Origin of the sequence: Streptomyces flaveolus (genome assembly GCF_000716535.1) — a bacterium.
GTDB classification, from domain to species: domain Bacteria; phylum Actinomycetota; class Actinomycetes; order Streptomycetales; family Streptomycetaceae; genus Streptomyces; species Streptomyces flaveolus_A.
Genome location: NZ_JNWV01000012.1, coordinates 171,965 through 193,929 on the forward strand (window position 1 = coordinate 171,965; position 21,965 = coordinate 193,929).

Sequence of the window (21,965 nt, forward strand, 5' to 3'; positions counted from 1 at the left end):
GCACCACGACGAGCGCGGCGGCGACCTGCGGCAACTCACGGCCCACGCGCGACGCGGAGCCGCCCCGTGGTGCCGTACGGCTCACCTGTTCGGAATCAGACGGCGCGGTGTGCACACGCCGACCCTATCCGAAGCACCGCGAAGAGCAGGAAAAGGTAAATTCACCGCCCGTTTCGGGCAAGAGGCGGACAAGAAGAAGGACGCCCCGGGGACACGGTCCCCGGGGCGCCCTTTCCTCGCCGTACGGCTACGAGTGCGTCCGCAGCAGCGTCCGCATCGTGCGCATCGCCACCGACAGGTTGGCGAGATCGAACGAGTCCGAGCTGCGGATCTCGTCCAGCGTGGTGCGGGCGCGGCCCAGGATCGCGCTGTTCTTCTGCTCCCACGCCTTGAACCGCTGCTCCGGCGTCGAGGTGCCGTTGCCCACCGCGAGGATGTCCGCGGTGAGGGCCGCGTGCGCCGCGTACAGGTCCTCGCGGATGGAGGCGCGGGCCATGGACTGCCAGCGGTCGGCGCGCGGCAGCTCGATGATGCGGTCCATGAGCTGGGTGATGTTCAGCCGGTCGGCGAGGTCGTAGTAGACCTCGGCGACGTCCAGGGGCTCCTTGCCCATGCGGTCGGCCACCGACACGATGTCGAGCGCCGGGAAGGCGGAGGAGAAACCGGCCACGCGGGTGGCGAGTTCGGCCGGGACGCCGGCCGCGGACAGCTCGTCGTACACGTGCTGGTACCACTCCACGTCCGCGCCCCGCAGCAGCTTCGGCAGCTCCTGCCAGACCCGCTCGACCCGGTCGGCGAAGAACTCCACCGTCTCGGCGAGCTGGAGCGGCTGCGGCCGGTTGTTGAGCAGCCAGCGGGTGCCGCGCTCGACCAGGCGGCGCGAGTGCAGGCGGATGCGGGTCTGGACGGCCGCGTCGACCTGGTTGTCCAGGCCCTCGACGGCGTCCCACACGGGCGCCGAGCAGAAGATCGCGCGGGCCGCGGTCTGGGCGCGGACGATCTCCTCCAGGGAGGCGCCGGTCTCCTCGCGCAGCCGGTGCAGATACGTCGTACCGCCCGTGTTGACCGTGTCGTTGACCAGCACGGTCGTGGTGATCTCGCGGCGCAGCGGGTGGTTGTCGATCGCGTCGGCGAACCGCTCGCGCAGGGCCGTCGGGAAGTAGGCGTGCAGCAGTCCGCGCAGGTACGGGTCGTCCGGCAGGGAGGTGTGCAGCAGCTCCTCGGCGACCGTGATCTTCGTGTACGCCAGGACGACGGCCGTCTCCGGGCCGGTCAGGCCCTGGCCCCCCGCGAGGCGCTCGCGGATCTGCCGGTCGGTGGGCAGGAACTCCAGCGCCCGGTCCAGGTGGCCCTCACGCACCAGGTGGCGGATGAACCGCTGCTGGGCGTGGAGCATGTCCTTGGCCTGGGACAGGGCGTTGGCCAGGGCGGTGTTCTGCGCGTAGTTGTTGCGCAGGACCAGCGCGCCGACCTCGTCGGTCATCTCGGCGAGCAGCTTGTTGCGCTGCTTGACGGTCATGTCACCGTCCGCGACCAGGCCGTTCAGCAAGATCTTGATGTTCACCTCGTGGTCGGAGGTGTCCACGCCGGCGCTGTTGTCGATCGCGTCGGTGTTGATCTTGCCGCCGTGCAGGGCGAACTCGATCCGGCCGAGCTGGGTCAGGCCCAGGTTGCCGCCCTCGCCGACGACCTTGGCCCGGAGGTCCTGGCCGTCGACGCGGATGGCGTCGTTGGCCTTGTCGCCGACGTCCGCGTTCGACTCCGTCGACGCCTTCACGTACGTCCCGATGCCGCCGTTCCACAGCAGGTCCACCGGCGCCTTGAGGATCGTCTTCATCAGGTCGGCCGGGGTCATCTTGGTGACCTTGCCCTCGATGCCCAGGGCCTCGCGGATGTGGCTGTTGACCGGGATCGACTTGGCCGTGCGCGGGAAGATCCCGCCGCCCGCCGACAGCAGCTCGGTGTTGTAGTCGGCCCAGCTGGAGCGGGGCAGCTCGAACAGGCGGCGGCGCTCGGCGTAGGAGACGGCCGCGTCCGGGGTCGGGTCGATGAAGATGTGCCGGTGGTCGAAGGCGGCGACCAGGCGGATGTGCTCCGACAGCAGCATGCCGTTGCCGAACACGTCACCGGACATGTCACCGATGCCGACGACCGTGAAGTCCTCGCTCTGCGTGTCCACGCCCAGCTCACGGAAGTGCCGCTTCACGGACTCCCAGGCGCCGCGCGCGGTGATGCCCATGCCCTTGTGGTCGTAACCGGCGGAGCCGCCGGAGGCGAAGGCGTCACCGAGCCAGAAGTTGTAGGTGTTCGCGACCTCGTTGGCGATGTCCGAGAAGGTCGCGGTGCCCTTGTCCGCGGCGACCACCAGGTAGGTGTCGTCGCCGTCGTGCCGGACCACGTCCCGCGGCGGCACGACCTCGCCGGCCACCATGTTGTCGGTGATGTCGAGCAGCGCCGAGATGAACGTCTTGTAGCTGGCGATGCCCTCGGCCAGCCACGCGTCGCGGTCCACGCTCGGGTCGGGGAGCTGCTTGGCGACGAAGCCGCCCTTGGCGCCGACCGGCACGATGACGGTGTTCTTCACCATCTGCGCCTTGACCAGGCCGAGGATCTCGGTGCGGAAGTCCTCGCGCCGGTCGGACCAGCGCAGGCCGCCTCGGGCGACCTTGCCGAAGCGCAGGTGCACGCCCTCCACGCGCGGCGAGTACACCCAGATCTCGTACGCCGGGCGCGGCGCGGGCAGGTCCGGGATGGCCTGCGGGTCGAACTTCATGGAGACGTAGTCGTGCGGCCGGCCGCCGGGCGCCTCCTGGAAGAAGTTCGTGCGCAGGGTCGCCTTGATGACGGTCAGGAAGGACCGCAGGATGCGGTCCTCGTCCAGGCTGGCCACCTGCTCCAGGGCCGCGTCCAGCTCCTCCAGCAGCGCATCGGTGATCTCCACACCGGCCTGCTGCCGTTCCGGGGACATCCGCGCCTCGAACAGGGAGACGAGGAGCCGGGTGGTGTGGACGTTGTTGCGGAGGGTGTCCTCCATGTAGTCCTGCGAGAAGGTCGAGCCGGCCTGCCGCAGGTACTTGGCGTAGGCGCGCAGCACCATCGCCTGCCGCCAGGTCAGCCCGGCGCTCAGCACGAGCGCGTTGAAGCCGTCGTTCTCGGCCTGGCCGGTCCAGGTCGCGGCGAAGGCCTCCTGGAAGCGCTCGCGGGCGTCGTCACCGAGGTACTCCCCGCCGCCGGCCGCCTTGGGCATGCGCAGACCGAAGTCGTAGATCCAGGCGGTCGTGCGGTCCGCGCAGCGCAGCTCGTACGGCCGCTCGTCGGTGACCTCGACGCCGAGCCGGCTCAGCACCGGCAGCACCTTGGAGAGGGAGACCGAGCCGCCCTTCTGGTAGATCTTGAAGCGGCGCTCCTCGGGAGCGGCACCCACCGGCTCGTACAGGCTCAGCGAGAAGGTCTTGTCCTCGCTGAGCTGCTCCAGGTGGACCAGGTCGGCGACCGCGGCGCGCGGGCTGTGGTCGGCCTTGTAGCCCTCGGGGAAGGCGTTGTTGTAGCGGCGCAGCACCTCGGCCGCGCGCTCCTCGCCGCACTCGGCGGTCAGTGCCTCGGCGAACGCGTCGGCCCAGGAGCGGGCCGCCTCGACCAGGCGGGCCTCGATGCGCTCCTTGTCGGCGTCCGACAGCTCGGGCAGCTCGGTGCCCTGCGGGACCCGGACGACGAAGTGCAGCCGGGACAGGATCGACTCGGTGTTCCAGGCGGTGAAGTCGACGCTGTTGCCGCCGAGCTCCTCCTTCAGGATGTCGATGATCCGAAGGCGCACGCCGGTGGTGTAGCGGTCGCGCGGGAGGTAGACGAGGGCCGAGTAGTAGCGGCCGTACTCGTCCTGGCGCAGGTACAGCCGCAGCCGGCGGCGCTCCTGGAGGTAGAGCACGCTCGTGGCGATGGACTGCAGTTCCGCCGCGGGCGTCTGGAACAGCTCGTCGCGCGGGTAGGTCTCCAGGATCTGGAGCAGGTCGCGGCCGTCGTGGCTGTTGGGCGAGAACCCGGCGCGCTCCAGCACCTCGTCCACCTTGCGGCGGATGACCGGGACGCGGCGCACGGACTCCGTGTACGCGGCCGAGGAGAACAGGCCGAGGAAGCGCCGCTCACCGACGACGTTGCCGTCCGCGTCGAACTTCTTGACGCCGATGTAGTCCAGGTACGACGGCCGGTGCACGGTGGCCCGGCTGTTGGCCTTGGTCAGCACGAGCAGCTTGTGCTCGCGGGCCTTGGCCCGGGCGTCGGCCGGGAGACGCTCGAAGGAGGGGCTGACCGGGTGCTGGTCGTCCTCGGCGTGGTGCGGGTCCGAACGCAGTATGCCGAGACCGGTGCCGGGCACGGCGGCGAGCGTGTCGTCTTCGCGCAGCTGGTACTCGCGGTAGCCGAGGAAGGTGAAGTGGTCGTCGGCCAGCCAGTGCAGCAGCTCGCGGGCCTCCTCGACCTCCGGCCCGGGCAGGTCGCCGGGGACGGGCTCGCTCCCCAGGCCGTCGGCGATCCGGATCGCCGAGTCCCGCATCTTCTCCCAGTCCTCGACGGCCTCGCGGACGTCGGACAGCACGCGCAGCAGGTCGGCGGTGATCTGCTTCAGGTCGGCGCGGTCGGTCTCGCGGTCGATCTCGACGTGGATCCAGGACTCGACGTGGGTGTCGTGCGGGAGGTCCTCGGTGAACCCGGTCGACCGGTCCGGCAGCACCTCGATCAGCTTGCCGGTCAGATCGCGCCGCACGACGAACTGCGGGTGGATCACGACGTGGATGCCGCGGCCCTGCCGGGTCAGCTCATTGGTGACCGAGTCCACCAGGAAGGGCATGTCGTCGGTGACGACCTCCACGACGGTGTGGCTGCAGGTCCACCCGTTCTCCTCCACGGTCGGGGTGTGCACCCGGACGTTCGCGGTGCCCTGGGGGCGGGTCTCGGCGAGACGGTAGTGCGAGACCGCGGCGCCGAAGACGTCGACCGGGTCGCGGTCGGCGAGGTCTTCCGGGGCGGTGTGCAGGTAGTAGCGCTGGAGGAACGCGAGCACGGATTCGCTGTCCGGGGTGCCGGGGGTGCCCTCGCTCGTCGTCCCGGTCGGTAGGTGCCCCCCGACCGGGCTGTTCTCAGCTACCCGGGCGGCCCGTTCGAGCAGCTCGGCCTTGGCTTCGTCCAGCTTGGTCTGCATTGTCCTCTGGCTCCTGTCGCGCGCCGTTGCGTGACGTAGAAGGAAGTACGGTCTCTTTCCCTCCGGCTCGACGCCACGGCCCGGGGTGTCCGGTCCGATCCGACGCTATGCCGCGAGGTGAGATGAGCGGGGGGAATTCGGCCATTCTCGGCACGTCCGTCGACTGTGACGCTGCTCTCGGCACCGCCGTGTCCCGGGCCGTCCTCGGCGTCCTGGAGGCGTCCGCGCCCCCGTCCCGCCCGCGAAGACCAGCGATCGCGGCCCGGTCACGGAGGTGTTCCGTGCAACCCGGGCGCAGGGCAGGAGCAGGATCGCCCCCGCGAGATATCGCGCTGATCACGCCACAAGGCTATCGCCACTTACCCCGGGCCCGTCATGAGCCGTATGTGTACAAAACCGAGGGGTGAAGTTTGACGTTCTGCACAGCGGCGGGGTGCGGGCGGGTGGCGTATCCGACGGCTGATTCCGAGCCACCGGTGTGGGCCCGCGGTTGCGGGGCGCGGGTGGGGGCGTGGTTGCGGGGCGCGGGTTGGGCCGTGGCCGCGGGACGCCGGTGGGGGCGTGGTTGCTCGGCGCCGACGGCGGGCGCGGTTGCCTAGGCACGGTTCCGGGCCGTGGGTGGCGGGGCACGGTTCCGGGCCGCGGTTGCCAGGGGCCCGGTTCCGGGCCGTGTTTGCCGGGGCACCGGTGCCGGACGCGACTGCTGGGTCACGCCGGTACGGGGGTCCAGGTCACCCGGTCGCGCCGCCCCGTCCATGGTCGCACCCTGAAAAGCGCCGGGACCTCTTGGCAAGGGGCGCCCGGCGGAGGCACGGTGCCCATGACACTGTGCGGAGTCTCCCGGAGGAGCCGACATGCCCACCAAGATCCTCATCGTCACCGGCGACGCAGCGGAGTCACTGGAGGTGCTCTACCCGTATCAGCGGCTGCGCGAGGAAGGCTACGAGGTCCACATCGCCGCCCCCACCCGCAAGACCCTCCGTTTCGTCGTGCACGACTTCGAACCCGGTTACGACACATACACCGAGAAGCCCGGCTACACCTGGCCCGCCGACCTGGCCTTCTCCGAGGTCGACCCGGGGGACTACGCGGCCCTCGTCATCCCCGGCGGCCGGGCCCCGGAGTACCTGCGCAACGACCCCGAGCTGCGCAAGATCCTCAAGGCCTTCTTCGACGCCGACAAGCCGGTCGCCCAGATCTGCCACGGTCCGCTGCTCACCGCCGCGATCGACTCCCTGCGAGGCCGCCGGGTCACGGCCTACCCGGCGCTGGAGCCGGACATGCAGGCAGCCGGGGCGGGCTTCCAGGACACCGAGGCGGTGGTCGACGGCACCCTGGTCTCCTCCCGGGCCTGGCCGGACCATCCGGCGTGGATGCGGGAGTTCCTCACGGTGCTCCGCTCCAAGGCGCCGGTGAGCTGAGAAACGCGCGCGGTACCGCCGTCCGGCGCGCGGTACGCCGGCGACGTCAGGTCCGCCGTGCGCTGTGGCCGGCCGGCCGCGGTTTCCCGCGTTCCTCGGGGAGCCGCGGCGGCCGGCGTACCGCCCGGCCGGCCGCGGCACCGGGCCCGCGTCGCTCAGGCCACACCGACGCCCCGCAGGGTTACGCCGCAATCCTCCGTGCCTCGGCCACCGCCTCGGCCAACGTGTCCACCACCGGCACCCCCACCCCCTCCAGACTCACCCGACTGTGCGACCCCCCGCTGTACAGCACGGCCCGCGCCCCCACATGCCGCGCCGCGACCGCGTCGTCCGCCGCGTCCCCGATCACCACGGTCCGCTCCGGCGCCACCACCCCTGTCAGCGCCTCCAGATGCCGCACCATGTGCTCGGCCTTGCTGCCACCGGACGGCCCCGTACGCCCGTCGACCCGTATGAAGTGCGCCTCGATCCCGAAGCCCCGCACCAGCGGCACCAGTTCCTCGTGCCCGTACATGCTCAGCAACGACTGGCTGTGCCCCGCCGACCGCCACCCCGAGAGCAGCTCCTCCGCCCCCTCGGTCAGCCGGCACCGCACCCGGTGCTCGGCGTAGTACCGGTGGAAGACCCCGTCCATCAGCTCCCACTCGGCGTCGGTCGGCAGCCGGCCGAGCAGCCGCTCGTAGAACTTCGGCACCGGCACGCAGTACAGCGCGCGGTACTGCTCCAGCGTGATCGGCGCCAGCCCCAGCTCCGCGAAGGCCGCGTTCGTCGCCCCGATGATCGCGTCATTGTCGTGGAACAGCGTCCCGTTCCAGTCCCAGACGATGTGCGCGCTTGCCTGCATCCCCATGTCCAAGACCGTACCCGTCCCCACTGACAATCAAGGCCGCACCGCGATCAGCGCGGGTCAGCCCAGCCCGACCAGGTTGGGGATCTCCTGCGTGGCGTACCACAGCAGTTCGTGGTCGTCCGCCCCGTCCACGACGAACTGCGCGTCGTCGTCCCCGCCGTCCGCCGCCTCCAGCGCGCCCGCCGCGGCGGCCACGTCCGGCTCCGCGTCCTCCGCGTCGACGTGCACGGAGGCCGCCTTCGCCAGCGGCACCGCGACCTTCACGGTGACCTCGCCGAGCGCGGCGGGTTCGAGCGCGCGGTCCGGGTCGGCGCTCGCGGCGCCATCGGGCACGTCCACGGCGACCACGACCCGGCGCCGTACCGCGTCCGGGTCCGCCGCGAGCAGCCGCAGCGAGGCCAGAGCGGCCCGGCCGAGCGCCGCGTACTCCAGCTCCTCGATGTCCTCGGAGAGGTACCACTCGCGCAGTGCGGGCGTGACGGCGTACGCGACGAAGGGGCCGGTCCCCAGCTCACCCGTCTTGTACGCCTCGGCGAGGGCGGGGAGGGTCAGGGGGACGTAGACGCGCATGCTGGCCGCTCTTTCCTGTTCCTGGTCGAAGGCTCCGCTGGGGTCCCGGGGAGGGCGGCTGGCGCGGCTCCCGGAGGGCCTTCAGGATACGTGCGGCCGTCCCCTTTCGGGCCCCTGCCCGCACCCGCGCACGCGTCCACTCCGAGCCGCAGATTCACCCTCTCCCGCCGCTTGGCCATGGGGCTCAGGGCTCCCCGGGCCCCTCGGATAGGTGAACGTTCCGGGCCCTCCCCCGCCCATCGCCGCTTCCTTGCCACCGCCTCCGGCGCCCCGTACAAGATCCCCACCATCTAGTTACCGCCCGGTATCTCCCGGGCCCGCCGAACGGGGACGCCCCATGAACAAGGTCATGAGCCGTACCGCCCAGCCCCGCCCGCGGCACCGCCCGCCGACCCGCCGCGACTCCCGCCGGCCCGGCGGCGCCCCGCCCCGCACCCCCAGCCGCCCAGCCGCCACGCGGCCGGAGACGGTCCGTACACAGCCCGCGACGGCCGTACGGCAGCCCAGGCCCACCGACCTCTTCGCCGAGCGCCTGCTGGCCGTCCTGAGCGGCCAGCGGCCCGTCCACTGGATGCTGCGGCACACCGCGGGCCGCGCCTACGACGACTTGGCCCGCCTGGCCGAACGCAGCCCCCTGCGCACCCTCGGCTCCCGCCCGGTCGTCCAGGACATCGGCTACTACGTCCCCAGCCAGGGCGCCCTGGAGGTGTTCGCCCGCATCGCCGCCGGGGACCGGCTGCGCGCCATGGCCTTCCGCCTGGAACTGGGCAAGGACCTCCGCTGGCGCTGCACAGCGGTGGAAACGGGCGCGCCGTAGAGGTGCGGGTCGTCGAGGGGTGACGGTCGACGAGGTGCGAAGTCGACGAGGGGCGACGGTCGACGAAGTGCGATCGGCCGTCGTGATGCGATCGGCCGTCGAGGTGCGGGCGCGCCGTGGCCGATCGCGCGGTCCCCGCGCCCCTGGGGGAACCGCAGCAGCCGTCGCCCGGCAGGCAAATCCGCCCCCGCCCAGTCCCAGCACCGGACACCGCACGGCAGCAACGCGGCAGGGCCGGGTCCCCGAGGGGAACCCGGCCCTGCTCAACCGCTGAGGCGCCGCGGGCGACCGTTACTTCTTGCGGCGCCGCCCGCCCTTGGCCTGCCGGCGACGCTCGGCCCGCGTGAGCCCGTCCGACTCGGACCGCACCGGCTCGTCCTCCTCCAGGTCACGCTCGACGATGCCGCCCTCACCGTCGACCGTCGGCGCGGAGAAGTGCAGGTCCCGCCGCTGCGGAACGTCCAGCCCCTTCGCACGGATCTCGGGACGCGCGCCCGCCTGGGCCGGCACGGTGTCCTGGACGCCCTCGCCCACCGGCTGGGCCTCCTCGACCGGGACCTCCTCGACCTGCTGCTCGACCTGGACCTCCAGGTTGAACAGGTAGCCGACGGACTCCTCCTTGATGCCGTCCATCATCGCGGTGAACATGTCGAAGCCCTCGCGCTGGTACTCGACCAGCGGGTCCTTCTGCGCCATCGCGCGCAGGCCGATGCCCTCCTGGAGGTAGTCCATCTCGTAGAGGTGCTCGCGCCACTTGCGGTCCAGGACCGACAGCACGACCCGGCGCTCCAGCTCACGCATGATCTCGGAGCCGAGCTGCGCCTCCCGGGCCTCGTACTGCTCGTAAATGTCCTCCTTGATGGACTCCTCGATGAACTCGGCGGTCAGACCGGCCCGGTCGCCGGCCGCCTCCTCCAGCTCCTCGATGGTGACCTTCACCGGGTAGAGCTGCCGGAAGGCGCCCCACAGCCGGTCCAGGTCCCAGTCCTCGGGGAAGCCCTCGGAGGTCTCGGCGCGGACGTACGCCTCGATGGTGTCGTCCATGAAGTGCCGGACCTGCTCGTGCAGGTCCTCGCCCTCAAGGACGCGCCGGCGCTCGCCGTAGATGACCTCGCGCTGCCGGTTGAGCACCTCGTCGTACTTCAGGACGTTCTTGCGGGTCTCGAAGTTCTGCGTCTCGACCTGGGCCTGCGCGGACGCGATCGCGCGCGTGACCATCTTGTTCTCGATCGGCACGTCGTCCGGCACGTTGGCCATCGACATCACGCGCTCGACCATCTGGGCCTTGAACAGGCGCATCAGGTCGTCGCCCAGCGAGAGGTAGAACCGGGACTCGCCCGGGTCGCCCTGACGACCGGAACGGCCGCGGAGCTGGTTGTCGATGCGCCGCGACTCGTGCCGCTCGGTGCCGAGGACGTAGAGGCCGCCCAGCTCCTCGACCTCCTCCTTCTCCGCCTTGACGGCCTGCTGGGCCTTCTCCAGGGCGGAGGGCAGGGCAGCGGCCCACTCCTCGATGTGCTCCTCGGGGTCGAGGCCGCGCTGGCGCAGCTCCGCCTCGGCGAGGTCCTCGGGGTTGCCGCCGAGCTTGATGTCCGTACCACGGCCGGCCATGTTGGTGGCCACGGTGACGGCGCCCTTGCGGCCGGCCTGGGCGACGATCTGCGCCTCACGCTCGTGGTGCTTGGCGTTCAGCACCTCGTGCTGGATGCCGCGCTTGCTGAGCTGCTGCGAGAGGTATTCCGACTTCTCGACCGAGGTCGTGCCGACGAGGATCGGCTGGCCCTTCTCGTGCTTCTCGGCGATGTCGTCGACGACCGCCTCGAACTTGGCCACCTCGGTGCGGTAGATCAGGTCCGACTGGTCCTTGCGGATCATCGGCTTGTTGGTCGGGATCGGGACCACGCCGAGCTTGTAGATCTGGTGGAACTCGGCGGCCTCGGTCATCGCCGTACCGGTCATGCCGGACAGCTTCTTGTAGAGGCGGAAGAAGTTCTGCAGGGTGATCGTGGCGAGCGTCTGGTTCTCGTCCTTGATGTCCACCCCTTCCTTCGCCTCGATCGCCTGGTGCATGCCCTCGTTGTAGCGGCGGCCGGCGAGGATACGGCCGGTGTGCTCGTCGACGATCATGACTTCGCCGTCGATGACGACGTAGTCCTTGTCCTTCTTGAAAAGTTCCTTGGCCTTGATGGCGTTGTTCAGGTAGCCCACGAGCGGGGTGTTCACCGACTCGTAGAGGTTGTCGATGCCCAGCCAGTCCTCGACCTTGCTGACACCGGACTCGTGGATGGCGACCGTGCGCTTCTTCTCGTCGACGTCGTAGTCGCCGGTCTCCTCGACGCCCTTGAGCGGGTTGCCGGCCTCGCCGCGCTTGAGGCGCGTGACCAGCTTGGCGAAGTCGCCGTACCACTTGGTGGCCTGGTCGGCCGGGCCGGAGATGATCAGCGGCGTACGGGCCTCGTCGATGAGGATGGAGTCGACCTCGTCGACGATGGCGAAGTTGTGGCCGCGCTGCACCAGCTCGTCCTTCGACCACGCCATGTTGTCGCGCAGGTAGTCGAAGCCGAACTCGTTGTTCGTGCCGTAGGTGATGTCGCACGCGTACTGCTCGCGGCGCTGAGCCGGCGTCATGTTGGCCAGGATGCAGCCGACGCTCAGGCCCAGGAACTTGTGGACGCGGCCCATCATCTCGGAGTCGCGCTCGGCCAGGTAGTCGTTGACCGTGATGAGGTGGACGCCGTCCCCGGACAGGGCGTTCAGGTAAGCGGGCAGGGTGCCGACGAGCGTCTTGCCCTCACCGGTCTTCATCTCGGCCACGTAGCCGAGGTGGAGCGCGGCGCCGCCCATCAGCTGCACGTCGTAGTGCCGCTGGCCGAGGACGCGCTTGGCGGCCTCGCGGACGGTGGCGAACGCCTCGGGGAGCAGGTCGTCGAGGCTGTCACCGTCGGCGTACCGCTGCTTGTACTCCTCGGTGAGGGCCCGCAGCTCGGCGTCGGAGAGGTCGACGAAGTCCTCTTCGATGGAGTTGACCTGGTCCGCGATGCGGTGCAGCTTGCGCAGGATCTTGCCTTCGCCTGCACGCATGATCTTCGAGAGGACGGACACGGGGGCTGGTCTCCTTGCCGGTCGGGCCTGGGACGGTCGGTTTTCCTTCTGACGTACTGAGCAACGGCCATCGTATGCGAGGACCCGGCTGCGCCGGGAGGCCTGGCGGCTCGACGGCTGCTTCACCCAGGACAACGGACGTGGCAACCGGATAGTGCCGCCTCGGCGCCAGGAATTACGCGAAACGTGATCACCCGCTCACTCATCGCGAAAATCCGTGGCCGGACCGGGGTGTCCCGAGCAGAATCGGGCGATGGAACCCGTCACGCTCACCACGGACCGTCTCGTGCTGCGCCCGGTCGGCCCCGCCGACACCGACGCGGTGTACGCGGCCGCGCAGGACCCCGAGATCCAGCGCTGGACGCTCGTCCCCTCGCCCTATCTCCCGGAGCACGCGATCGGTTTCACCGAGCAGACCGTCCCGGACGGCTGGTCGCAGGGCTCGACGTTCACCTTCGGCGTCTTCCTCACGGGCGGCGAGCTGGTCGCCATGCTCGCCCTGATGATGCGCTCACTGGGCACGGCCGAGGTCGGCTTCTGGGCGGCCAAGGAACACCGCGGCAACGGATATGTCGTGGAGGCCACGCTCACCGCCTGCCGGTGGATCTTCACCGAGGTCGGCGTCGACCGTGTCGAATGGCGGGCCGAGGTCGGCAACTACGCCTCCCGCGCCGTCGCCGAACGCGCGGGATTCACCATCGAGGGCACCCTGCGCTCCGGCCTCAACAACAAAGGAGTGCGCCGCGACTGCTGGGTCGGCTCCCTGCTCCCCTCTGACCTGGGCCTGCCCTCCACGGCCCCGTACCTGCCCGCGCGGTCCTGAGCCTGTTCGCCGTTCCCGGAGAACGGGCAGTTCCCAGAGAACGGGCAGCTCGTCGCGGGCTGTCAGTGGCACCCTCTATCGTCCGACGCATGACGACCCTTCCGCGCCCGACCACCACTCTCACCGCGGACGACGCCCGCCGGATCGCCCTGCGGGCCCAGGGCCTGCTCGGCGCGCCGGACCGGCGCGCGGGCGTCCGCGGGGTGCTGCGCCACCTCGGCGCGGTCCAGCTCGACACGATCTCGGTGCTCGCCCGCTCCCATGAACTCGTGCCCTACGCCCGGCTGGGCGCGGTCGGCCGCAAGGCCGTGGAGGCCGCGTACTGGACGGACGCCCATGCCTTCGAGTACTGGTCGCACGCGGCCTGCATCCTCCCCATCGAGGAGTGGCCGCACTTCGCCTTCCGCCGCCGCGCCTACCGCGACCGGCCGCACTGGCACCACGAACTCCCCGACGGCGCCTACGACCAGGTCATCAAGCAGCTCCGCGCGGAGGGCCCGCTGACCGCCACCGAACTGGGCGGCGCCAAGAAGACGAACGACTGGTGGGACTGGTCGGGCACGAAGGTCGCCGTGGAACGCGCGCTGATGTACGGCGAGGTGGTGTGCGTGGAGCGGCGCGGCTGGAAGCGGGTGTACGACCTGGCAGAGCGCGCGGTCCCGGCCGCGCTGCTCCACGACGAGCTGGACGACGCCGAGTGCCTGCGCCGTCTGGTGCGGCTGGCGGGCGAGTCGCTCGGGGTCGGCACGCGCGCGGACATCGCCGACTATCACCGTCTCAAGGGCGAGCAGGTCGACGCGGTGATCGCGGACTCCGGTCTGGTGCCGGTCGAGGTCGAGGGCTGGGGCAGGCCGGCCTGGGCGGACCCGGCGGCCCTGGCGACGCCACCGCGCGGCCGGCACCGCACCACCCTGCTGTCGCCGTTCGACTCACTGATCTGGGAGCGGGCGCGCACGGAGCGGATCTTCGGCTTCACCCACCGGCTGGAGGCGTACGTCCCCAGGCCCAAGCGGGTCTACGGCTACTTCGCGATGCCGGTGCTCGCGGGCGGTCGGCTGGTCGGGCGTGTCGACCCGGCGCGGGAGGGCCGCACGCTGGTGGCCAAGCAGGTCACCCTGGACGGCCCGAAGGCGGTCCCGGCGGTCGCCCAGGCCCTGGTCGAGGCGGCGGCGTGGGTCGGCTGCACCAACGTCCGCGTGGAGCGCGTGGACGCACCCGAGCTGCGCGAACCCCTGGCCAGGGAAGTCGCCGGGCTGCTCGGATAGGCGCTAGCGGATCTCCAGGATCTTCTCCCGCATCGCGTACACCACGGCTTCCATGCGGGAGTGGAGCTGCAACTTCTCCAGGATGTTGCGGACGTGGTTCTTCACGGTGTTCTCGGAGATGAACAGTTCCTTGGCGATGTCCCGGTTGTTCATGCCCGTGGCGACGAGCTTGAGGACCTCCAACTCGCGGTCGGTCAGCCGGGGCGCGGGTACGAGCCGGCGTTCGTCGGTGCGCTGGATCATCGACTTGAACTCGGTGAGGAGTTTCGACGCCATCGACGGGCTGATCTGCGACTGTCCGTCGGCCACCGCGCGAATGGCGGTGGCCACCTCGTCGGTGGAGATCTCCTTGAGGAGGTATCCGGTCGCGCCCGCCTTGATCGCGTCGTAGAGGTCGGCCTCCTCGTCACTGATCGTCAGCATGATGATCTTCGCGCTGGGGGCGACCTCCTTGATGGAGGTGCAGGCCTCGATCCCGCCGCGCTTGGGCATGCGGACGTCCATCAGCACGATGTCGGGCAGCAGGTCGGCGGCCTTGTCGACGGCCTCGGCCCCGTCGCCCGCCTCACCGACGACCTGGATGTCCTCCTCGGCCGCGAGCACGATCTCCAGGCCGCGCCGGAAGAGGGCGTGGTCGTCCACGACCAGGACTCTGATCGGCTCGTCGCCCGAAGAGCCCGCGTCGGGGTTCCTGCCGATGACATCGTCGTCGGCGTCCCCGTCCCGCATCGGTCCGAAGGTGTCCGCCATCGTTCCTCCCCCTGAAGGCTGTGGCCTGTGGTCCTGTGCCATCGCCAACCCAAGGCAGCGGCCCACCGGTTGGGCCGATGCGGCCATGATTTCATGCCCGGGCGGCACAGAGGTGACGTGCGGGGCGCGAAGCGGTCGCACATCGGTGCCCCTGGGGGCGCACACGCGCTCCAGGGGCACCCGCACAGCTTCAGCCGGGTGGATCAGCCGCCCAGCGTGCCACCCGCCGCGGGGGGCTGCGCCTGCGCCTCGGCGACCATCGGGTCGGTGCTGAGGTGGATCACGCCGTAGTCGTAGGCGTGTCGCCGGTAGACGACGCTGGGTTCCTTCGTCTCGGAGTCGACGAACAAGTAGAAGTCGTGGCCGACCAGTTCCATCTCGTACAGGGCCTGGTCGAGCGTCATCGGGGAGGCGACGTGGGTCTTCTCGCGGACGACGAGGGGGCCTTCACCCTTGACCTCCAGCGAGCCGATCTTCTTGGTCGGCACTCCGTCCGTCTCCTCCTCCTGGACGGGGAGGCCGCTGCCGTTCAGTGTCGCCGCGCCCGGGACGTGGTCGGGCACCTCTGCCGCGGAGATCCGGCGCGCGCCACGGCGCGAGAACCGCTTGTCGTGCTGCTTGCGCAGCCGGGCATCCAGCTTCTCCGCCGCCAGGTCGAGAGCCGCGTACGGATCGCTGGCCGCTGCCTCCGCCCGGATCACCGGACCGCGGGAGCGGAGCGTGATCTCCACTCGGTCACAGCGGTCGGCCTGTCGGGGGTTCGGCTCCTTGGACACCTCGACGTCGAGGCTGATCACCTTGGCATCGAGCCTCTGGATCTTCTCCAGCTTCAGCTTCTCGGCCACGTGCTTGCGGAACCGCTCGGGCACCTCGGTCTTGCGGCCCTTGACGACGATGTCCACGCAGAACTCCGTTCCCGGATCGCTCCGCTGACTCGGCGGAGCATCTCCCTTTCGCACCAGGTCCGGTGATCACCGGACCTCGGACTCGGTGACTTCCACCTCCTCCTCCCCCATGGGCGAGAGCTCCACCCCACCGGCGCGGGTGATTGTGGAAAACCCGCAGCACGGCATTCGGATATGAGAGGTGTGGCCTGCGCCTTTCCTCACACCCGAACATATCTCGCCCGGACGGATGTCGTCACCCTCTACTGCGGCGTACCTCCATTCAGGTGAATTACCCCTGTCACTAGCTGGAACGATGCAAGTTGACGATCAGTTCCTGTTCATTTCGAAAGAATCGCGAGGAGCCGCGATCACGGCGGCATGGAGGATCCGCCGCAGGGCGTTCGGCGCCGCCTTTTCCGGTGCACTATGCACCGACTCCCTTCTCTCCTGCGGCGCACCGATCCGTTGTTCCTCCCTACCTTCCCGAGTTGTGGCCTCATACACGGCCCTCTTGGCCTCACGACGGGGCACGGCCGCCTCCCGCAGGGCCCGCGCCGCCTCCGCGAGACTGGCGCCCGTCGTCATCAGGTCGTCGACGAGCACGACACGGCCGACGCCGAGCAGCCGTCCGCCTCCCGGACTCACCTCCAGCGCCCCGGCGAGGTTCGCCAGGCGGTGGCGCGCGTCCAGCCCCGCCTGGTCGGCCACGGCCCGCCGCTGGCGCAGCACGGCCGCCACCCGGGCCGGCGTCCCGGTGCGCCGCAGTTCCCCGGCCGCCGCGAGCGCCATCCGCCGCACCGGATCGTGCCCACGCGCCCGCACGGCCCACCGGGCGGAGGGCACGGGAACCAGCAGCACGGGCCCGCACCCCGGCCACCGGGCGGGCCCGACCGGCCCGGCGCCGACGTAGGCACCGCCGCCCGGACGGACACCGGCACCGCCGTCCGCGCCGAGGCTCGACCGCACGGCCCCCGCCAGCGCCGTGCCCAGCGCTCCCGTGAGCGTCAGCGCGCCCCGTTCCTTGTGCGCGAGCAACAGCGTGCGCACCTCCGCCGCGTAGGGGGCCACCGCGTGCACCACCGGCAGCCCGGCCGGCTCCGGCACCGGCCACACCCGCCGCGCCGCGCTCCCGTGCAGCGCGGCCCGGCACCGCGGGCAGAGCGCCGTACGAGGTGCGCCGCAGCCCGCGCAGTCGGCCGGCAGCACCAGGTCGGTGAGGTCCTGCCACCACCCCCGCATGATCACCACTGTGCCAACGCGACCGCGGGCCTGCCACCCCTGTGGACAACGCCCTGTGGACAACTCGGCGCACGGTCCAGGGCGGGTGACCGGGGCGCGGTGCAGCGCGAGGTGACCGGGCGTGGCGCAGGGCTACGGCGAGGCGGGTGTCCTGCTCTCAGACAGGCCCACTCGCCGCCCGGCAACTGGCAGCCGTCGGGAGGCGCGTGCCCTGCTCTCCGTCGGGAGGCGGGCCCCCTGCTCTGACTGGCAGGTGCCCCGCTCCCGGACCGGACCCTCGCCACCCGACCACTGGCGACCGTCCCGGACCGGGCGCCGTCACCGCCGGCTGCCGTCTGATCAGCCCGGATAGACCGGCGCCGACCCGTCCTTGTCGACCTTCTGCCACTGCGCCCCGGACGGCAGTCGCACGACCCCGTCCTCCGAGTAGGCGACCAGTGGCACCCGCTCGTCCTCGGACGCGGCGATCGCCTTGACGCTGGTGAGCGCGCCCGGTGCCGGGCCGTCCAGGGTGGAGCCGTCGACCTGGACGTACCGCATCTGCTGCACGCCCCCCTGCTCCTGCCCGACGACCAGCAGCCTGCTGTCCCCGGCCCAGGAGATGGCGCTGATCTGCTCCAGGTCCGGTGCCGCCGACCGCAGTCCGTCCACCGAGATGCCCTGCCCGGTTCCGTCGTCGCGCTGAATGCGCCCGATGAACAGGGACTGCTTGCCGTCCTTCTCCACGACCAGCGCGATCCGCGCCCCGTCGGCGGCCACCCGCGCGTCCTTGATCTGACCGGACAGGTCCGGGACGGCGACCGGCTCCGGTTTGTCGGCGCCCTGCTCCAGGACGAACAGGCGCGGCCGGTGCGGGTCACGGTCGGCCACCCACAGGTCGCCGCGGGCGTCCCAGCTCGGGGTGGCGAGCCGGTGGTCGGGGGTCGTACCGGCGCTGGACACCAGCGGCTCGCCGAGCGATCCGTCCGACGCCAGCGACGTCACGTACAGCGTTCTGCCCTCGTCGCCGACCGCGGCCGCGGTGTGCTCGTCCCGCGACACCGCCACCGACTGCAGCCCCCTGCCGCCCTCGCCCAGCGGACCCGGCACCGGCATGGACGTCGTCCCGGTGCTCCCGGTCTGCATCCGTACCATCCGGTGCTTGCCGTCGAGGAAGTACAGGTACTCGGGACGCTTGGACGACCCGTGCCAGGCGACGTCCTCGGCGCGCTCCTCCCTCAGTTCGCACAACCGGTCGCCGCCGGTCCCCAGCAGCTCCACGGATTCCAGCGTCGGCGCCAGGTTCCGCAGGGTGAACAGCATCTGCGTCGCCATCTCGGTGCACTTCCCGGGCGCCACCCGGGACGGCTTGAGGTTCAGCGGCACCGTCAGCTTGTTCTGGTCGTCCGGCGCCAGCCCGGACGCGCCCTTCTGCAATGCCGTACCGGTCGGGAAGCTCGACCTGACCACCGGTCCGAGCCAGGTGGTGGGTCCCTTCAGCAGCGATCGGACCAGCTGGGTCATCGGGTCCACCTTGCTGCGCACGAACACCGGGTCGGCGACCGCCGCCGGCTGCCCGCTCTCCCCGACGGACGCGTTGGAGGCGAAGTAGTACTTGTCGACGGACCTGTAGTTCCGCTGGAAGTCCGACTTGCCCATGACGACCCCGTCGGGCAGCCCGTCGATGCGCCACTGCCCGTTCTTCGCGTCCTTCACGAGGTGCAGCTTCTTGCGGTAGGTCCCGTCGGCGGGCTGATAGGCCTGCTGCGCGTCGACGGTGGCGACCTGGCTGCCGGCCAGCACACACGTGACGCTGTTGGTCTCCTCCCGGCCGCCCGACCGGCAGTCCGTCTCGATGGTCGGCCCGTTCGCGAGGACGGTGGTCGACTGCTCGGGCCGCCAGGTGCGGGCCGCGTCGGCCGTCAGGTACTTGCGCGCGGTGTCGTACCCCGGGTCGTCACTGGTCAGCGCCTCCAGGAAACCCTGCATGATCTCGCCCGGACCGGCGCCGTCGGCCGGCGGCATGGCGAACACCCGGACCCCGGTGTCCTGCCGCGGCGTGGACTCCACATCCCTCAGGTCCCCGCTGTCGGGCATCGAGGCACAACCGGCCAGCAGTACGACACCCAGGGCGGCGTACGCCACCACGCGCCACGACCGCCGCCGCGCGCCCCCCTCGCGGTCAGCGGCCACGAAATACCTCCCCTGGCTCGGTCGAGTCCTCGGTCGAGTCCTCCGGCGTGGCGGCGTCCGGCCGGCCCGCGCTCGCGCCGGGCGCCGGACGTGCGGCGAGCCCGTCGCCCGGACGCCGGGCGCCGGCGGTGGGCCGGGGCACGACGCGCGCGCCGTTGCCGTTGCCGGGCAGGGCGGTCGGGTCGACGGCCGGGGTGGCCGTGGCAAGCCGCGGCGCGATCTCCGCCCGTGGCGGCAGCGAGGGCGCCTGGGCGCCGTTCTGCTGCACCGGAACGGTCGCCCGCTTCTCCTCGCCCGCCCTGGGCAGACCGGCGACGTCGAGGCCGCGGTTGCGGCGGGAGTCCTTGGGCTCCAGCGGGATCGGCGAGCCCCGCAGTGGCTCGTCCGCGGTCCTGGGCAGCGTCAGCCGGAACTGGGAGCCGCCGCCCGGCTCGCCCCAGGCCTGCAGCCAGCCGCCGTGCAGCCGCGCGTCCTCCAGGGCGATCGACAGCCCGAGGCCGGTGCCGCCGGTGGTACGCGCGCGTGCCGGGTCGGCCCGCCAGAAGCGGCTGAAGACCCGGGTCGCCTCACCCGGCTTCAGGCCCACGCCGTAGTCCCGCACCGCGATGGCCACGGCTCCGCCCGCGGCGGCCAGCTTGACCACGACGTCCTTGCCCTCGCCGTGCTCGACGGCGTTGACGACGAGGTTGCGCAGAATCCGCTCCACGCGCCGGGCGTCCGCCTCGGCGACGATGGGCTGCTGGTCGCCGCGGACCCGTATGTGCGTGCCCTTGCGCTCGGCGAGCGGCTCGGCACCGCTCACCACCCGCCGGACGACCTCCCTGAGGTCTATCGGCTCGGCCTCCAGCGCCGCCGCCCCGGCGTCGAAACGACTGATCTCCAGCAGGTCGGCGAGCAGCGACTCGAACCGGTCCAGCTGGTCGGCGAGCAGCTCGGCCGACCGCGCGGTGACCGGGTCGAAGTCCTCGCGCGCCTCGTGGATGACGTCGGCGGCCATCCGGACGGTGGTCAGCGGGGTGCGCAGCTCGTGCGAGACGTCGGAGACGAACCGCCGCTGCATCCGCGACAGATCTTCCAGCTGCTGGATCTTGCCCTGCAGGTTCTGCGCCATCTTGTTGAAGGCCTCGCCCAGGCGCGCGATGTCGTCCTCGCCGGTGACCTTCATCCGCTCCTGCAGCCGTCCGGCCGACAACCGCTCCGCGATCCCGGCCGCCATCCGCACCGGCGTGACGACCTGCCGCACCACCAGCCAGGCGATGGCGCCGAGCAGGACGACGACGAACAGCCCGGCGGTGGCGAGCGTGCCCTTGACCAGGCTCAGGGACTTCTCCTCCTGCGTGAGCGGGAAGAGGTAGTACAGCTCGTACGGGCGGCCGTTGGGGTCGTTGACCTGCTTGCCGATGACGAGCCCCGGCTGCGAGTCCTTGCCGCCGTAGTAGACGATCCGCGTGTTGCTCTGGACGGCCGACGTACCGCTGTTGACCCGCTCGCGCAGGGCGGCGGGCACGCTGGAGGTCGGGTTCACGTTCCCGGAGCCGCGCGGGCTGCGACCGCCGCCGCTGTCGTCGCCCACGGGCAGCGTCACCACGTCGAAGGCTCCCGCGCCGCCACTGGACAGCGACTCCACAAGGTCGCTCATCCACTGGATGACGTTCTGCGACTGCCGCCCGTCCCCGGTCGCCGTGCCGTCACCGGTGCCCGCACCGGCCCCGCCGACCGCCTCGTCGGCCTTCTGCTTGGCCACCGCGAACCCTCCCGTGGCCTGGCTCTGCGACGCCTTGACCTTCGCGTCGAGCAGGCCGTTGCGCACCTGCCCGATCACGACGAAGCCCAGCAGCAGCACGACACCCAGCGACATCAGCAGGGTGGTGGCGACGACCCTGAGCTGGATGTTGCGCCGCCACAGCCGCATCACCGGCAGCAGCGGACGGCGCACCCAGCGCAGGAACAGGCGAAGGACCGGGCTGCCCTGGACTCCGCCCTCGAGCAGCCCGCCGTCGAACAGCGCCCGCAGGCGCGCACCCGCCGCCGGCCGGCCGACAGACCGCCCCGGACGGGCCCCAGAACCGCCGGGAGCCGAAGCGGCGCTGTCCCCGGACACGTCAGCTCGGTCCCGCCTTGTAACCGACACCACGGACGGTCACCACGATCTCCGGCCGCTCCGGGTCCTTCTCGACCTTGGAGCGCAGCCGCTGGACATGCACGTTGACGAGCCGCGTGTCGGCCGCGTGCCGGTAGCCCCACACCTGCTCCAGCAGCACCTCACGGGTGAACACCTGCCAGGGCTTGCGCGCGAGCGCGACCAGCAGGTCGAACTCCAGCGGGGTCAGCGCTATCGACTGCCCGTCCCGCTTCACCGAGTGCCCGGCGACATCGATGACCAGGTCACCGATGGTGAGCTGCTCCGGCGCCGGTTCCTCCGACCTCCGCAGCCGCGCCCGGATCCGGGCCACCAGCTCCTTCGGCTTGAACGGCTTGACGATGTAGTCGTCGGCGCCCGACTCCAGGCCCACGACGACGTCGACGGTGTCGCTCTTGGCCGTGAGCATCACGATCGGCACACCGGACTCCGCCCGGATCAGCCGGCACACCTCGATGCCGTCCCGTCCGGGCAGCATCAGGTCGAGCAGCACCAGATCGGGCTTCGTCTCACGGAAAGCGGCAAGCGCCTTGTCGCCGTCGGCTACGAAAGACGGCTCAAAACCTTCACCACGCAGCACGATGCCGAGCATCTCGGCCAGTGCGGTGTCGTCGTCGACGACAAGGACTCGTCCCTTCATAAACGACATCATCCCATTCTCATAACAGCGACAGGCGCCCTGGTGAGGGAGGTCACTGGCCGGTGACGATAGTCGTACGGAGCCGTCACTGTCTG

14 protein-coding genes are annotated in these 21,965 nt (G+C 71.0%); 4 read left to right on the forward strand and 10 right to left on the reverse strand.

The annotated features are described in order from the left end of the window. Nucleotides 1–247: 247 nt before the first annotated feature. A complete protein-coding gene (locus OO52_RS15295; RefSeq protein ID WP_030651737.1) occupies nt 248–5,194 on the reverse strand; it encodes an NAD-glutamate dehydrogenase in 4,947 nt (1,648 codons plus the stop codon). 854 nt (nt 5,195–6,048) lie between these two features. Between OO52_RS15295 and OO52_RS15300 the strand changes: the two genes are divergently transcribed. Continuing rightward, a complete protein-coding gene (locus tag OO52_RS15300; RefSeq protein WP_030651746.1) occupies nt 6,049–6,615 on the forward strand; it encodes a DJ-1/PfpI family protein in 567 nt (188 codons plus the stop codon). Between the two features lie 181 nt (nt 6,616–6,796). On the opposite strand, the gene OO52_RS15305 is transcribed toward OO52_RS15300, so the two are convergent. Together OO52_RS15305 and OO52_RS15310 are read right to left on the reverse strand one after the other, a co-directional pair. After that, nucleotides 6,797–7,465 (reverse strand): HAD family hydrolase, encoded by a 669-nt coding sequence (locus OO52_RS15305; protein WP_030651749.1) that lies wholly within the window; start codon nt 7,463–7,465, stop codon nt 6,797–6,799. A gap of 57 nt (nt 7,466–7,522) precedes the next feature. Further along, entirely contained in the window at nt 7,523–8,035 is a 513-nt protein-coding gene (locus tag OO52_RS15310; RefSeq protein WP_030651752.1) for a DUF6912 family protein, read from the reverse strand. A 337-nt stretch (nt 8,036–8,372) separates the two neighbouring features. Here OO52_RS15310 and OO52_RS15315 point away from each other — a divergent pair, with 337 nt between their 5' ends. After that, nucleotides 8,373–8,852, forward strand: coding sequence for an Rv3235 family protein (locus tag OO52_RS15315; RefSeq protein WP_030651755.1), 480 nt, complete (start codon nt 8,373–8,375; stop codon nt 8,850–8,852). A 291-nt stretch (nt 8,853–9,143) separates the two neighbouring features. On the opposite strand, the gene secA is transcribed toward OO52_RS15315, so the two are convergent. Further along, on the reverse strand, nt 9,144–11,954 hold the full coding sequence (secA, locus tag OO52_RS15320; protein ID WP_030651758.1) for a preprotein translocase subunit SecA: 2,811 nt from the start codon (nt 11,952–11,954) through the stop codon (nt 9,144–9,146). A gap of 253 nt (nt 11,955–12,207) precedes the next feature. Between secA and OO52_RS15325 the strand changes: the two genes are divergently transcribed. Together OO52_RS15325 and OO52_RS15330 are read left to right on the forward strand one after the other, a co-directional pair. After that, nucleotides 12,208–12,777, forward strand: coding sequence for a GNAT family N-acetyltransferase (locus OO52_RS15325; protein ID WP_030651760.1), 570 nt, complete (start codon nt 12,208–12,210; stop codon nt 12,775–12,777). Nucleotides 12,778–12,866: 89 nt separating this feature from the next. After that, nucleotides 12,867–14,042, forward strand: a complete 1,176-nt coding sequence (locus OO52_RS15330) for a winged helix-turn-helix domain-containing protein (protein WP_030651763.1) — start codon at nt 12,867–12,869, stop codon at nt 14,040–14,042. Nucleotides 14,043–14,045: 3 nt separating this feature from the next. On the opposite strand, the gene OO52_RS15335 is transcribed toward OO52_RS15330, so the two are convergent. From OO52_RS15335 to mtrA, 6 genes are all read right to left on the reverse strand, one after another. Then, nucleotides 14,046–14,792: a response regulator gene (locus OO52_RS15335; protein ID WP_030651765.1), complete on the reverse strand. Its 747-nt coding sequence runs from the start codon at nt 14,790–14,792 to the stop codon at nt 14,046–14,048. A 203-nt stretch (nt 14,793–14,995) separates the two neighbouring features. Further along, nucleotides 14,996–15,694, reverse strand: coding sequence for a ribosome hibernation-promoting factor, HPF/YfiA family (gene hpf, locus OO52_RS15340; RefSeq protein WP_030651766.1), 699 nt, complete (start codon nt 15,692–15,694; stop codon nt 14,996–14,998). A 312-nt stretch (nt 15,695–16,006) separates the two neighbouring features. Beyond that, nucleotides 16,007–16,918: a ComF family protein gene (locus OO52_RS15345; protein ID WP_030651767.1), complete on the reverse strand. Its 912-nt coding sequence runs from the start codon at nt 16,916–16,918 to the stop codon at nt 16,007–16,009. A 339-nt stretch (nt 16,919–17,257) separates the two neighbouring features. Beyond that, complete coding sequence (locus OO52_RS15350) at nt 17,258–19,090, reverse strand: LpqB family beta-propeller domain-containing protein (protein ID WP_030651768.1); 1,833 nt, start codon at nt 19,088–19,090, stop codon at nt 17,258–17,260. Continuing rightward, nucleotides 19,080–21,191, reverse strand: coding sequence for an MtrAB system histidine kinase MtrB (mtrB, locus tag OO52_RS15355; RefSeq protein WP_030651769.1), 2,112 nt, complete (start codon nt 21,189–21,191; stop codon nt 19,080–19,082). The genes OO52_RS15350 and mtrB overlap by 11 nt, the downstream gene beginning before the upstream one ends. Before the next feature lies 1 nt (nt 21,192). Next, the gene (gene mtrA / locus OO52_RS15360; protein WP_191870552.1) at nt 21,193–21,882 is read right to left on the reverse strand and encodes a two-component system response regulator MtrA; all 690 of its coding nucleotides are present in this window, start codon (nt 21,880–21,882) and stop codon (nt 21,193–21,195) included. Nucleotides 21,883–21,965: the final 83 nt, after the last annotated feature.

Excerpts from the sequence above, each read along its gene's own strand:
- OO52_RS15295 (WP_030651737.1), bottom strand. The coding sequence starts at position 5,194 with ATGCAGACCAAGCTGGACGAAGCCAAGGCCGAGCTGCTCGAACGGGCC.
- OO52_RS15300 (WP_030651746.1), top strand. The coding sequence starts at position 6,049 with ATGCCCACCAAGATCCTCATCGTCACCGGCGACGCAGCGGAGTCACTG.
- OO52_RS15305 (WP_030651749.1), bottom strand. The coding sequence starts at position 7,465 with ATGGGGATGCAGGCAAGCGCGCACATCGTCTGGGACTGGAACGGGACG.
- OO52_RS15310 (WP_030651752.1), bottom strand. The coding sequence starts at position 8,035 with ATGCGCGTCTACGTCCCCCTGACCCTCCCCGCCCTCGCCGAGGCGTAC.
- OO52_RS15315 (WP_030651755.1), top strand. The coding sequence starts at position 8,373 with ATGAACAAGGTCATGAGCCGTACCGCCCAGCCCCGCCCGCGGCACCGC.
- OO52_RS15325 (WP_030651760.1), top strand. The coding sequence starts at position 12,208 with ATGGAACCCGTCACGCTCACCACGGACCGTCTCGTGCTGCGCCCGGTC.
- OO52_RS15330 (WP_030651763.1), top strand. The coding sequence starts at position 12,867 with ATGACGACCCTTCCGCGCCCGACCACCACTCTCACCGCGGACGACGCC.
- OO52_RS15335 (WP_030651765.1), bottom strand. The coding sequence starts at position 14,792 with ATGGCGGACACCTTCGGACCGATGCGGGACGGGGACGCCGACGACGAT.
- OO52_RS15345 (WP_030651767.1), bottom strand. The coding sequence starts at position 16,918 with ATGCGGGGGTGGTGGCAGGACCTCACCGACCTGGTGCTGCCGGCCGAC.
- mtrA (WP_191870552.1), bottom strand. The coding sequence starts at position 21,882 with ATGATGTCGTTTATGAAGGGACGAGTCCTTGTCGTCGACGACGACACC.